The sequence below is a fragment of the Paenibacillus sp. FSL M7-0896 genome (assembly GCF_037975415.1).
Taxonomy (GTDB): domain Bacteria; phylum Bacillota; class Bacilli; order Paenibacillales; family Paenibacillaceae; genus Paenibacillus_AQ; species Paenibacillus_AQ silagei.
In genome coordinates this window covers 3,981,416-3,995,342 of record NZ_CP150250.1, presented here as the reverse complement: position 1 = coordinate 3,995,342, position 13,927 = coordinate 3,981,416, and the positions used below count along the sequence as shown (strand labels likewise).

Here is a 13,927-nt window from a genome sequence, read left to right as displayed (position 1 = left end):
AAAGTTGGCTCTATTATAACATAGGCCGCCGCGTCCGATTGATTTGTCCAAATAATTGGCGGCTTTACGCCTGTTGCATAAGCCGGGCCGGAGCTAACATAGAGCTATGATCCCGGAACTGCCGGGACACAGCCTGGAGGGAGTGCATTTACGTTATGCCAACAAATCAGTTTTTTAATGCCCATCATTCACCAATTGGTTCTTTTTCCAGCTTCACTTTAGGGTTTAAGGGAGCGTCCGGTGGTTTCGACCTGGAAGTGGGTAGGCCGCCGAGACAGAATGTATATATTGGCCTGGAACGCAAGGATGGCCGCGGCTTCGATACCTTGCCTTTCCATGAGCAGGGCAGTGACGATGAGAGTAAGCGCTATGACATCGAGAATCCTGATCCGAACCCGGATAAGCCGCAGGTTCTGTATCATTATGCGGACGAAGAGATCACCCGTGATTTCCGGCTGGGTACGGACAGCTGGCAGGCGGGGGATCTGACCTTCCGCATTCTGTCACCAGTGCGGCCGGTGCCGGACCCGGAGACGGCCTCGGATGCAGAGCTGAAGGAAGTGCTGTTGCCAGCCGTGCTGGTAGAGCTTGAAGTCGATAACACAGCGGGCAGTTCTGCGCGCCGTGCTTTCTTCGGCTTCCAGGGGAATGACCCGTATAGCGCCCTTAGAAGATTCGATGGAGGCAAGGAGGATCTGACGGGTGTCGGCCAGGGCCGGTTCCTGGCGATCGCCGCGAAGCAGGGAAGCATCAAGTCCGCCATGCACTTCACTATGGAGGATATACTCACTGCGGAGCTGGAGGAGAACTGGACCTTCGGGCTGGGTCAAGTGGGTGCACTTATCATGGATGTGCCTGCGGGTGAACGGAAGGTCTACCGCTTCGCAGTCTGCTTCCACCGGTCCGGCTATGTGACCTCGGGGATGGATGCCAGTTATTACTATAACCGTTATTACAGCAATGTAGAGGCGGTAGCGGAATATGCGCTGTCCCATTTCGATCAGCTGAAGCAGCAGGCCATGCAGGCTAACTCCATGCTGGAAGGAACAGGGCTCAGCGAAGATCAGACCTTCATGCTTGCTCACGCCATCCGCAGCTATTACGGCTCCACCGAACTCTTGGAGTACAAAGGCCAGCCATTCTGGGTCGTCAACGAAGGCGAATACCGGATGATGAACACCTTCGACCTTACGGTAGACCAGCTGTTCTACGAGCTGAAGATGAACCCGTGGACCGTACGCAATGAGCTGGATATGTTCGTGGACCGGTTCAGTTATGTGGACACCGTCCGTTTCCCGGGAGATAGCACCGAATATCCGGGCGGACTTAGCTTCACGCATGATATGGGAGTAGCCAACGCCGTGTCGCGCCCGGGGTATTCCTCCTATGAGCTGTACGGCATTGACGGCTGCTTCTCGCATATGACTCACGAGCAATTGGTCAACTGGATTCTCACTGCAGCAACCTATGTGGAGCATACGGGCGACCGCAGCTGGATGGAGCGCAATCTGACGGTACTGGAGAGCTGCCTGCAAAGTATGCTCAACCGGGATCATCCAGACCCGGCGAAACGCAACGGTGTGATGGCGCTCGACAGCTCACGGACCATGGGCGGTGCGGAGATTACTACGTACGACAGTCTGGATGTGTCACTGGGCCAGGCGCGCAACAATATTTACCTGGCGGGTAAGTGCTGGGCAGCATATTTGGCGATGGAGAAGATTTTCCGCGATAACGGCAATACGGAGCTGTCACAGACTGCCGGCAGACAGGCCGAGCTCTGCGCAGCAACCATCGTGGGCAGTGTTACCGAAGGCGGCTATATCCCGGCAGTAATCGGAGAAGGCAATGACTCGAAGATTATCCCGGCCATCGAGGGTCTGGTATTCCCTTACTTCACCGGCTGTAAGGAAGCCTTGGAACGGGGAGGACGGTTCGGCGAATATCTCGAGGCACTTGACACTCATCTGAAGGCTGTGCTTGTGGAGGGAGTCTGCCTGTTCGAGGACGGCGGCTGGAAAATCTCCTCCACCAGCAACAACAGCTGGCTGAGCAAGATTTATCTGTGTCAGTTCATCGCCAGACAAATTCTTTGTCTGGAGTGGGGGGACAAGGGCCATACAGCCGATTCGGCACATGTAAGCTGGCTTACGCATCCGCAGCTCTCGGTCTGGAGCTGGAGCGACCAGATTATCTCCGGCGAGATCACCGGCAGCAAATATTATCCGCGCGGTGTGACGGCTATTCTGTGGCTGGATGAGCAGCGGGGGTAAGCATTCGGACGCCGCATAAGCGAAGGGAAGAATCGAACGCTGTATAAGTAGGGATAAGCATTCGAACTCTGCATAAGTGAGGGAACGTGTTAAACATTATAAGTGTTGCATGTATTACAACTTTGAATCCGAATCGTTGTGTATTCGTGAGGATTGTTGCAGGAAATGCAGGAATCTGCCTGCAAATCCGGCAAGGAGAGAAGAAATAGTGCTTTTTATTCAACATTGTTGAAATAAGGATACTGTTATCAGTAGCTAAGTTGCATTCTTTGCAGGATTTTGAAGCGCAGATGTGGATACGCAGGATTAAAGGGTGAGTTTTCAAGAATCATAAGTTTAAAAATACAAACAGCGAGCCTCCCGGATGCGGGGGTTCGCTGTTTGTATTATGTGCGAATCCCTAAGGATAGGGAGGTCCGCTGTTTGTTGTTATGCCATTACCAGACTAGAAAATACGATGCTTCCAGCCGTTCAGCTTGGCGACAGCCTCGACATAGTAATAGTCACCGTAGATCAGCGATACATCAATGAAGGAGTCGCCGCTGCCTGCACCATGGAGCAGAATCGCCTCATGCTCCGGCTGGTCCCAGGTGGCATAGTTCTCGGTCAGTGAACGCAGAATCCGCTCTGCCGCATTTGCGTACAGGCTTTTCTCGCCATGCGGCACGATGTCAGCCAGCTCCAGTAAGCCTGATGCCGCGATGGATGCAGCGGAGCTGTCTCTGAACATCCTCTTGTCGTCTGCCAGCCGGAAGTCCCAGTAAGGCACATGATCCTCCGGAAGGGCAGAGATGAAATAATGGGCAATCCGCTTCGAAGTATTCAGGAAACGTTCATCTCCGGTGTGGCGGTAAGTATTAATGAAGCCGTACAGTCCCCAGGCAGCCCCCCGGCTCCAGCAGGATTCCGCGGAATAGCCCTGACCGCCGAAATTCTCGATATATGCGCCAGTCTCGGCATCGAAGGAGAGGATATGCTTGGTCGATCCATCCTCCCGTACACCATACTGCATCGCAGTCTCCGCATGGCTGACCGCAATATGTCTATAGCGCGGATCGCCAGTCACCTTGCTGGCCCAGAACAGGAGGGAAATGTTCAGCATGCAGTCGATAATCACCCAGCCGTGTTTGTCCTCATTCCAGGCGCGGATGAACCTGCCAACCGGATTATAACGTGCAGCCAGGAAGTTAGCCGCCTCAAGACCCCGGCGCAGGCCATCTTCATCCCCGGTCAGAACGTTCTTGATTACGGCTGTAGGCAGGAACTGAAAACCAACATCATGATGCAGCTCCACGGTCGGCTTAACGAACCATTGCTCCAGTGTCTCATCCCAGGGCCAGGCCGCATCCTTATAGTGGTCCTTGCCGGTCATATCATGCATAATCCAGAGCATCCCCGGCCAGAAGCCGGTTGTCCACCAGTCGGAGGCGATATCATCGAACTTACCGTCTTCTCCGGCGAAATGCGGACATTTCCCGCCGATCTGCCCGATCATCCGCGTAACCTTCGTATCCAGCCGGTTCATAACTTCCTGCCAATATGCTGTACTCATCACTGATGCCTCCATTAATTAGAATATGGCCTCAGTATAGCGTCATATGGTTATAGAAAGTTGCACTTTGATATGAAGAAATATTGTTATATTGTCATTTACCTACAGGTTCCCTTTCCGGTACCTCAGCGGAGTGGTCCCGAGGACCCGCTTGAACAGCTGGTTGAAATAGGAGGCGTTCGGGAATCCGACGGCGATGCCGATCTGCTCTACAGGCATATCGGTAGTTCCGAGCAGCCGGCAGGCCTGCTTGAGCCGCCTGGCGGTAAGATAGTCGACCAGTCGGCCGCCTGTTTCCTGATGAAAGATCCGCGAGACATAGGATTTCGAGAGATGAGTCTCCTCCGCAAGCTGATCCAGATTCACCTCTTCCTGATAATGCGCCTCGATCCAGTTCATAATCTGCTCCGAATAGCGGAGATTCCGCCGTTCTCCGGTATGGATCAGTGACTGCCCGCCTGTCCCCAGGCAGCTGAGCAGCTGCAGGAGCAGCATCGTGATATCCTCAGGGTCTTCCTCAGACGATTTCATCCTTAACTCATTGTAATTCTGGTAGAACCATTCTATGGTTTCAATCCGGTCACGAAGATCAAAGCCGCAATACGGGTTGTCCCCCTGCCAGAGAGCAGCGAATAATGCCTTACGCTTGCTGAAGCCCTGCAGCAGATTCTCGGCCATATGAGGATCGAGATAGAAGATCGTGCGTACGAATGGACAAGCTGGTGATACTTCTGAATAGATCCGGTGCAGCTGATACGGCTGGAAAAAGAAAAGCATGCCCGGCCGGATATCATACATCTGCTGATTCACAACAATGCTGCCCTGCCCGCCGTGCACGAACATGATCTCACAGCACTGATGCCAGTGGTAATATCCCTTGTAATGGTCGTCGGTATAGATGCGGTAGTCCCAGATCAGAGACTGCCGGTTCGCAAACAGAACAGGTTCGAATAGCTGTTTCATAACATTCTATGACGCCTCCAACACGACAAAATACAAACATTTTATTATAACCCATTATAACTTTCTGCTCCCTCAGGCGCTACAATAAAAACGGGGGATTCTTCAATAGAATCCAAGAGGTACAATTCAATCTGTAACTTACATTAAGCAGGGGGTAACATTTATGGCTTCAACCATTGTCAATCCGGTGCTGACCGGCTTTCATCCCGATCCGTCTTTCCTCAGGGTGGGTGATGATTATTATATCGCAACCTCCACCTTCGAATGGTTCCCCGGTGTGGAGATTCATCATTCCCGTGATCTGGTGCACTGGCATACGCTTACCAGAGTGCTGACCGCGACCTCACAGGTGGACCTGCGCGGCAACGGATGCTCCGGCTCCATCTGGGCACCGGCAATTTCCTGGGATAACGGCTTATATTACCTGCTGTTTACGGATGTGAAGTCCCGCTCAAGTGCATATAAGGATCTGCATAACTACCTGATCACTGCTGCCAGTCTTGAAGGACCCTGGAGCCCGCCGGTACGGCTGAACGGCAGCGGTTTTGACCCGTTCCTGTTTCATGACAGTGACGGACGTAAATGGCTGCTGAATATGCGCTGGGATTTCCGGCAGAATCACAGCAATTTCTCCGGCATCGTGATGCAGGAGTATGACCCTGAGAGCGGCAGGCTGAGCGGCCCTATTCATGAAATATACCAGGGGACTCCTACAGGGGTAACGGAAGGACCGCAATTGTACAAGCGCGGGGATTATTACTATCTGCTGGTTGCCGAAGGGGGCACCGGAGTGAATCATATGGTCACGATGGCGCGCAGCCGCAGCCTAACCGGACCTTATGAGACCGATCCCGATTACCCGGTCATGACTACGGCTCATGATCTGACCTATGCCTTCCAGCAGGCAGGGCACGGCTCACTGGTGGAGACGCAGTCGGGGGAATGGTACATGGCTCATCTGTGCACCCGGCCGATCCCGGGAACGGGCAAGCTGAATCCGCTGGGCCGGGAGACGGCCATCCAGCGCTGCGTATGGACGGAGGACGGCTGGCTGCGCCTGGCACACGGCGGGAAGCTGCCGGCCTTGCGGACCGAAGCGCCGGAGCTTCCCCCGCACCCGTTCGATGCCTTGCCGGAGCGGGATGATTTTGACGGCCGTGTGCTGGGTTATCCCTACCAGAGTCTGCGCGTGCCGTTCGATGAATCATGGGTGAGCCTGCAGGAGCGTCCCGGATTCCTGCGGCTCCGCGGCCGGGAATCCCTGTCATCGCTGTTTGACCAGAGTCTGATCGGGAGGCCGATTCAGCATTTTGCCTGCACCGTGACTACCTGCCTGGAATACAAGCCGGACAGCTTCATGCAGATGGCTGGACTGGTGCTCTACTATGATGACAAGGATTACTATTATCTGCGCGTAACTGCGGATGAACTCAGAGGGGTAGCTCTAGGCGTTGTAATGTGCCAGGCCGGTAAATATGCGGAAATCTCCTCCATGCAGATCTCGGTGAAGGACTGGGAGCGTTACTATTTGAAGGCAGAGATTCATGGCAGAGATATTATGTTCTACGCTTCCCGGGACGGGGAGGTCTGGACAGCGATGTGTACACCGCTGGATTTCGGCACCCTTTCGGATGAGCATGGCGGCAAGCTGGGCTTCACGGGCTCTTATGCCGCGATCTGCGCGCAGGATCTGGATCAACAGGCGAGAGCGGCGTATTTTGACTACTTTGAATATATAGGCCTGGACGTATCAGCCCCACACAGCATATAACTCTACAGCTTAGGAGGCAGCGCGCCGCTGCCTCACTTTGTGTACTACGAGAATAAGCAGTGGAAGTGCGAGCGAATAGGTTAAATTCCAGTCCACCCAGTAAGGGGGGATTTCTTTGACATAGAAGATGATGTCCTTGGAGATGAGCTGTGAAAGTCCGTAGATCAGGAACGCGACAGGGAAGATTAGAGGGCGGTGGCTTTTCAGCTTGAATATTTGCGCCGTTCCGAGCACAAAGGCATAGAAGTAGAGTGCTGTTTTGAAATAGGTCGTGATAATCCAGGCGGTAGCCATCAGCGCTTCAAGCCGCTGCAAGAAGTTGGCGATATTGATTTTTTGGGCCAGGATATAGGCGGCATAGAAATTATGCTCGGAGAAATAGACGCCAAGAACGGTCAGCGAGAGAAACAGAATCAGGTTCAGACCTACGGAGCCTATGCAGAGCGCGATGAAGATATCACGGTTAATCTTACTGTTCTTGCGGGTGTAAGGGTAGATCATGAAGAATACGCAGATCTCTCCGAAGGGATAGAATACACCGATCATGATCGAATGCAGCATATCCGGCAGGGGTGTAGTCAGCATAGGATAGACACGCTCCAACTGGACTTGCGGAAATAGGAGCACCATCAGGGCCACCAGGAATAAGGCAAACAGCGGAAAGAACACCTGCGCTGCCCGGCCGACCGTCTCAAGCCCCAGACGCAGACCGTACACCAGCAGAACAATGCTCATGAACCGGATGACTCCGCCGGGAGTTCCCTCGTAGATCTGGGTACACATGAAATCCTCAATTTCCCGGACATATGTAGAGGCCGCGATGATGAAGAAGAACAGATAGTACCCGCCTACCGCGCTGCCTAGCCATTTCCCCAGCACCTGCCGGCTGATCTCAATAATATTTTGGTCCGGACTGATATTTGCTACTACAACAAACAGGAAGACTAGTGCAATCCCCGGCGGAATACTGAATAAGGCGGCGATCCAGGCATCCTGATGGGCTTCGGAAGTCATGGCTGCAGGATAGACCAGGGCCATATCACCGATAAAGGTGAAAAGACCGAGGATTACCAACTGTGCCGTACTGATCCGATCTTTTTCAATACTCATCTCTATCCCCCTTTACATGTGACCTCCAGGGCCTATGAACCCGGAACCCTCTTAGTATGGCATCCCCTTCCAGAATTATGTGAATCAAGTACGGATCTGATTTTGAGGAATAATTATCAAGCCATGCTACCAAACTAACCTGAATAGAAGGTTCACGGGAAGGAGGAGTGGCCCGGATGAAGAGTGCGGTGGAGGGGAAGTTATCCAGCCGGCTGGAGGTCAATAATGAACAGTTGTACAAGCTGCTGGGCGAGAGCACTGACCTGGTGAGAAAACAGCTGAAGCTGGGAGAGCATACAGAGCTGGCTATTTTTTATATTGATGGCCTGATAGATAATCAGCTGCTGCATAATTCGATTCTATATTCGCTTCAGGAGGGACGGACCTCGGCTCTTCTGGAAGAACAGGACCCGGATAAGAAAATAGAAATCTTAACCAGCCGTGTGCTAATGGCCGGTGATCTTACCGTGGTTCAGGATTACGCCAAGTTCGTACACGACCTGTTATCCGGCAACGTGATGCTGATGGTGGAGGGGACGGCATCAGCGCTGCGGATCGGGCTGCCCGGCTGGGAAGACCGGGGTGTAAGTGAGCCGAGCTCGCAGTCTGTGGTCCGCGGACCTATGGAGGGATTCAGCGAGAATCTGCGGACCAACACCGCACTAATCCGGCGCAAAATTAAAGACAGTCAATTGTGGCTGGAGACGATGCAGGTCGGACGCGTCACCCAGACCAGTGTCTCGATTATGTATCTCAGCTACATTGCGAATAAAGAGCTGGTGCAGGAGGTGAAGCGGCGCCTGAACAGCATTGATACAGATAGTATTCTGGAGAGTGGCTATATCGAGGAATTCATTCAGGATAAGGTGGCAACTCCCTTCCCCACGATCTATAACAGTGACCGGCCGGATACCATTGCGGCGGGCATCCTGGAAGGGAAGGTGGCTATCCTGGTTGACGGTACGCCTTTTGTGCTGCTGGCCCCAACCGTATTTGTCTCGTTTTTTCAGTCGGCGGAGGATTATTATCAGCGGGCGGATATTTCTACCCTGCTGCGGTTCATCCGGTTTCTATCTTTTTTTATCACCTTGTTTGCCCCTGCGTTCTATGTAGCCATAACCACCTTTCATCAGGAGATGATCCCGACCAATCTGGTGATCAGTCTGGCGGCCCAGCGGGAGACGGTGCCGTTTCCGACTTTTGTCGAAGCGCTGATGATGGAATTAACCTATGAGATTCTGCGGGAAGCAGGCGTACGGATTCCAAAAAACGTGGGCCAGGCTGTCTCTATCGTCGGTACGCTGGTTATCGGGCAGGCGGCGGTTGCAGCGGGATTCATCTCCTCAGCTATGGTTATCATTGTATCCATAACAGCGATCTCAAGCTTTGTGATTCCCGAAGCCGGGATGTCCATCGCCGCACGCATCATCCGGTTTTTCCTGATTGCGCTGGCCGGTTTCATGGGGCTGTACGGAATATTGTGCGGAGTATTCTTAGTGGTGCTGCATCTCGTCAGCCTGCGCTCCTTCGGCGTTCCTTATATGAGTCCGCTGGGGCCCTTCCGGCCGGCAGACCTTAAGGATTCGATCTTCAGGTTCCCCTGGCCGTTCCTGAGAACAAGACCGCAAGAGAATAGAACCCAGAATCTGTATCGCCAGAACAGATCCAAACGCGGAGGTTCCTGATATGACAAGCCGTATAAAGAGAGCCGTCGCTGCTTGCCTTCCCCTGCTGCTGCTTTCGCTATTGCTTAGCGGGTGCTGGGAGAGGAAGGAACTGAATGAATTGGCTTTTGTGCTGGCGCTGGGCTTTGATAAAGCGGAGAAAGGCTACAACGTAACGATGCAGGTGGTCATCCCCTCCTCTATCTCTTCTCAGAATGCGGGGGGAACAGGGGGGAGCGGGGTTCCCGTAGTTGTGTATAATTTTAACGTGCCAACGATCTATGAATCCCTCCGCAAGTTCAATCTGATCAGCTCCCGTTCCCCATATATGGGCCATATCCGGGTACTCGTGATTGGAGAAGAGCTGGCGCGCGAAGGGGTGGGTGAGACGCTGGATGTGATCAAAAGAAGCCGGGAGCCGCGCATGGATTTCTATGTGATGGTTGCGCGGAAGACGACCGCCGAGAATGTTCTGAAGGTGCTGACCCCGCTGGACCGGCTGCCGGCTACTAAATTATTCAGTTCCCTTGACAAGTCCTACAGGATCTCTTCCAAGACCGTCGCGGTCACGCTGGATAAATTCATCGAGGACCTGCTCTACCAAGGAGAGAATCCGGTGTTGACTGGAGTAGAGGTGCTGGGTGATCCAGAGGCGGGCAGTGAGAAAACCAATGTTGAGCAGACAGACCCCAGAACGAAACTTCGCTATGATAGTGTTGCTGTATTTAAAAAGGACAAGATGATTGGCTGGATAGATGATAACTTAACAATTGGCTATAACTATGTGACTGATAACGTCACCAAAAATACGGGGAACTTCAAAGACGAACACGGAACCCTGATCATTATAGAGGCGCTTACCTCCGCTACCAGACGGAAGGTGAAGATCATAGACGGAGAGCCGCATATTTATTTGAGCACGGAAGCTCTATGCAATGTGGAGGAGATTGAAGGTGATTATAAGCTGGATACGGAGGACCAGATCAAATTACTTGAAGAGGTGACAGAAGACCGGGTTGTAATACGGATGAAAGAAGCTGTAGAGGGAATCAGCAAGCAGTTCAATGTGGATATCTTCGGCTTCGGCCAATCGATTTACCGTAAGAGCCCCAAGGCATGGGAGAGGCTGAAGGAACGGAAGGGTGAAGGCTATCTCAAGACACTCCATGTCCATTACGAGGCCAGTGTGACGATCAACCGGATCGGTACGATTGATAATTCTTTTCTTGAAGATATTAAGGAGTGAGCCTGTATGCTGCTGGTGCTGATGTTTGCTCTGATTGCCGCAGGCTGTGCAGCCATGGATCTGTCCTCCCTGAAGGGCAGGCAGAAGACGCGTGATCGTGTGATCTGGGGTCTGCTGTGGATCGGCGGAATGACGGCCACGATATGCACGCTGCTCAAAATCCAGGTTCCCAGCCCGCTGCTGCTGATTATATTCATCTATAAGCCGATCAATGATCTGGTGTCTTCATGGTTCTGATCAAGGGTTCGGAACATCCTGGCAGGTCTTCTCGTTGAAGGCCTGCTATTTGGCATGTTTGGGTAATTATCGTAAATGTCGAATTGAGATTGACGAATTGATTTTATAGTCGTATGATGTGTTATAAAGTTCCTGAGTATTAATAAGTAACTATATAATAAAATAATAACAACGGGAGGAATGAAAGTGGAATCATCTACATTTGTACTTTTTGGCGCAACCGGGGACTTGGCGAAGCGGAAAATCTTCCCCGCTCTATACAACCTGTTCACTGATGGCAAGCTTTCCGGTCCTCTCTCAGTCATTGGGCTGGGCAGACGGGAGCTCACTAACGAGACGTTCCAGCGTCAGGTGCTGGATTCCCTGCGCACCTTCTCGCGCCGTCCGGTAGAGGATACAGCGGCGCTGCAGAATTTCCTGCAGGCTTTTGAATATAGTGTGCTGGATGTTGGGCGTCCTGAAGATTATGTGAAGCTGCTTGGGCATGTACAGCGCCGGGAGGAAAAGCTGGGGCTTCCGCAGAACCGGATGTTCTACCTGTCAGTCGGTCCCGAATTCTTCGGGGAGATTGCCGGTAATATCAACGCCAGCGGACTCGGGAATACCAAGGGCTGGAAACGTCTGATCATCGAGAAGCCGTTCGGACGGGATCTGCAGTCGGCGCGTGTACTGAATGAGAGCTTGAGCGCAGCTTTTGCAGAGGAGGAAATCTTCCGGATTGATCACTTCCTCGGCAAGCCGATGGTGCAGAACCTGGAGGTGCTGAAATACTCTAATCCTGTGCTGAGGGCCTTGTGGCAGAACCGGTATATCGCGAATGTCCAGATTACCGCCAGTGAGACGGTGGGTGTGGAAGAGCGGGCGGGTTACTATGATAAGGCTGGGGCGCTGCGTGACATGTTCCAGAACCATATGCTCCAATTGCTCATGATGATGGCGATGCAGCTTCCGAAGGGCAGTACACCAGAAGACGTCCGCAGCAAAAAACGGCATGTCATCCGTTCCGTCCGGCCCCTGCTGCCCGAAGAGGTATCACAGCATGTAGTGCGCGGCCAGTATGCAGCGGGGGAGATGCGCGGACAGCAAGTGCCTGCGTATACCGCTGAACCGGGGATCGCAGCCACTTCACAGAATGAGACGTATATTGCAGCACGCCTATGGATTGAAGATCCGCTGTGGAACGATGTGCCGTTCTACATTCGTACAGGTAAGCGCATGAAGGAGAAATCCACGCGGATTGTTATAGAATTCAAAGAGCCGTTTAATGATGTGCATAACAAGAACCGTAACAAGCTGCCGCTTGACCCTAATCTGCTGGTGATTGATATTGGCCCGCATGAGGGCATCTCTCTGACTCTGAATACCAAGAATCCGCTTCAGCACGGGAAGCTTGAGCCGGTTAGCATTAAGCATGAGCCGGGCAATCCTGATGTGCCGGAGGCTTATGAGAATCTGATCTATGATGCTATGCTCGGCGACGCTACGTTCTTTGCCCACTGGGAGGAAGTAGAGTTGTCCTGGCAGTGGGTTCAGCCTATAATCGAAGCAACAGCAGATGGCAGCCTGCCGCTGCACCTGTATCCTGCCGGATCTAACGGCCCGGCGGCGGCAGATCAGCTCCTTGGCGAGTTCCACTGGTGGCTGGATGAGCCGGAGAATGCAGAGCCTGCACGCGTTCACCGGACAGCCGGGATAGAGCCGGAAGTCATCCGGCCGGGAGCGTAAGCGGCGGTAACAGCAAGCGGATAGAGTTAGCTTATATATGACTACACAATTCGGAGGGATTCGTAATGAAAGTCGGTTTAATCGGACTTGGCAAAATGGGCTTCAATCTGGGCCAGAACCTGCTGGAGCATGCCCATGAAGTGGTAGCGTATGATGTGAATCCTGCTGCGGTGCAGGAACTGGCCGAACGCGGTGCGTCCGGGGCAGCAAGCCTGGAGGAGCTTACGGGCCGGCTTGATTCCCCGCGCGTTCTCTGGATCATGGTTCCCCATACTTTTGTAGATTCAGTCATTGCTGAACTGACGCCGCTATTATCCAAGGGAGATATCATTATTGAAGCCGGGAACTCTCATTATAAAGAGTCGATCCGCCGTCATGAGGAGCTGGGTGCCCACGGAATTCACTTCCTGGATGCAGGAACCTCCGGCGGAATGGAAGGCGCGCGCAATGGGGCTTGCTATATGGTTGGCGGCGATGAGGAAGCGTGGGCAGTGGTCGAGCCGCTGTTCCGTGACACTGCGGTAGAAAACGGATATCTGTACGCCGGCAAATCCGGAAGCGGACATTTCCTCAAGATGGTGCATAACGGCATTGAATACGGGATGATGGCTGCGATCGGTGAGGGCTTCGAGGTGCTGGAGAAAAGCGGATATGACTTCGACTTCGAGCAGGTGGCCCGCGTCTGGAACAACGGCTCTGTCGTCCGCTCCTGGCTCATGGAGTTGATCGAGCGCGCCTTCTCCAAGGATGCCAAGCTGGAAGACATCAAGGGCGTCATGCATTCCTCCGGGGAGGGACGCTGGACGCTGGAGACCGCCTTCGACCTCCAGGCAGCGACTCCGGTTATCGCCATGGCTCTGCTCATGCGCTACCGGTCGCTGGAGACCGACACCTTCACCGGCAAAGTCGTCGCCGCCTTGCGTAACGAATTCGGCGGCCATGCGGTGGAGTCGAAGTAAGCAGCGGCAATTAGGCTGAAGCGGTGATATCAGGGGGCTGTCCCAAAGCCATGAAATGGCTGTTTGGGGCAGCCTTTTCTATTTCGGCTTTGGCCGGATGCGGGCCTGGAAGCGGGCTATACGGGAAAATGAAGGGGATTAATCCCATTAAATTGGCCGGAAGTGGGCCGGATGGAGAAATGAAAGGGGCTGTCCCAAAAGCCATGAAATGGCTGCTTGGGACAGCTTTTTATTTTGGAGTAGGATCAACGTGAGCACTTGGGTGGACGCTTCGCGAACGGACCGTTGTTTGGGTCGCTGTGGTCTCCAGATTTTTTTCATTCCCCTTAGCGGTGAAAATCCGGAGACCAAGGCGACCGCTGCCGCTTTTGCGCGGGTCGTTCCGTCCTCTCCGCTGTTTAAGCGGGAAAAGGTTTTTCAAATCTTT

At 53.2% G+C, this 13,927-nt stretch carries 11 protein-coding genes; 8 read left to right on the top strand and 3 right to left on the bottom strand.

Annotation, left to right across the window (positions count from 1 at the left end):
• Window positions 1-155 precede the first annotated feature (155 nt).
• Entirely contained in the window at window positions 156-2,273 is a 2,118-nt protein-coding gene (locus MKY12_RS17095) for a glycoside hydrolase family 52 protein (protein WP_339310085.1), read from the top strand.
• Window positions 2,274-2,718: 445 nt separating this feature from the next.
• Here the strand turns inward: MKY12_RS17095 and MKY12_RS17090 are convergent, their stop codons facing one another.
• Entirely contained in the window at window positions 2,719-3,825 is a 1,107-nt protein-coding gene (locus tag MKY12_RS17090; protein WP_339310084.1) for a glycoside hydrolase family 88 protein, read from the bottom strand.
• Between the two features lie 102 nt (window positions 3,826-3,927).
• Window positions 3,928-4,788, bottom strand: coding sequence for an AraC family transcriptional regulator (locus tag MKY12_RS17085; protein ID WP_339310082.1), 861 nt, complete (start codon window positions 4,786-4,788; stop codon window positions 3,928-3,930).
• 163 nt (window positions 4,789-4,951) lie between these two features.
• On the opposite strand from MKY12_RS17085, the gene MKY12_RS17080 reads away from it, so the two are divergent.
• Window positions 4,952-6,559, top strand: coding sequence for a glycoside hydrolase family 43 protein (locus MKY12_RS17080; RefSeq protein WP_339310081.1), 1,608 nt, complete (start codon window positions 4,952-4,954; stop codon window positions 6,557-6,559).
• Window positions 6,560-6,568: 9 nt separating this feature from the next.
• Here MKY12_RS17080 and MKY12_RS17075 read toward each other — a convergent pair whose 3' ends face one another.
• Window positions 6,569-7,669, bottom strand: a complete 1,101-nt coding sequence (locus MKY12_RS17075; RefSeq protein WP_339310079.1) for an endospore germination permease — start codon at window positions 7,667-7,669, stop codon at window positions 6,569-6,571.
• 176 nt (window positions 7,670-7,845) lie between these two features.
• Here MKY12_RS17075 and MKY12_RS17070 point away from each other — a divergent pair, with 176 nt between their 5' ends.
• From MKY12_RS17070 to MKY12_RS17045, 6 genes are all read left to right on the top strand, one after another.
• Window positions 7,846-9,354 carry a spore germination protein gene (locus tag MKY12_RS17070; RefSeq protein WP_339310078.1) on the top strand — a complete coding sequence of 503 codons (1,509 nt, stop codon included), beginning with the start codon at window positions 7,846-7,848 and terminating at the stop codon, window positions 9,352-9,354.
• 1 nt (window position 9,355) lies between these two features.
• Window positions 9,356-10,579: a Ger(x)C family spore germination protein gene (locus tag MKY12_RS17065; RefSeq protein ID WP_339310076.1), complete on the top strand. Its 1,224-nt coding sequence runs from the start codon at window positions 9,356-9,358 to the stop codon at window positions 10,577-10,579.
• 6 nt (window positions 10,580-10,585) lie between these two features.
• Window positions 10,586-10,816, top strand: a complete 231-nt coding sequence (locus MKY12_RS17060; protein WP_339310074.1) for a hypothetical protein — start codon at window positions 10,586-10,588, stop codon at window positions 10,814-10,816.
• A gap of 186 nt (window positions 10,817-11,002) precedes the next feature.
• Window positions 11,003-12,541, top strand: a complete 1,539-nt coding sequence (gene zwf / locus MKY12_RS17055; RefSeq protein WP_339310072.1) for a glucose-6-phosphate dehydrogenase — start codon at window positions 11,003-11,005, stop codon at window positions 12,539-12,541.
• 65 nt (window positions 12,542-12,606) lie between these two features.
• Window positions 12,607-13,500 (top strand): phosphogluconate dehydrogenase (NAD(+)-dependent, decarboxylating), encoded by an 894-nt coding sequence (gene gnd, locus MKY12_RS17050; RefSeq protein ID WP_076078758.1) that lies wholly within the window; start codon window positions 12,607-12,609, stop codon window positions 13,498-13,500.
• Window positions 13,501-13,550: 50 nt separating this feature from the next.
• Window positions 13,551-13,754 (top strand): hypothetical protein, encoded by a 204-nt coding sequence (locus tag MKY12_RS17045; RefSeq protein ID WP_339310070.1) that lies wholly within the window; start codon window positions 13,551-13,553, stop codon window positions 13,752-13,754.
• Window positions 13,755-13,927 lie beyond the last annotated feature (173 nt).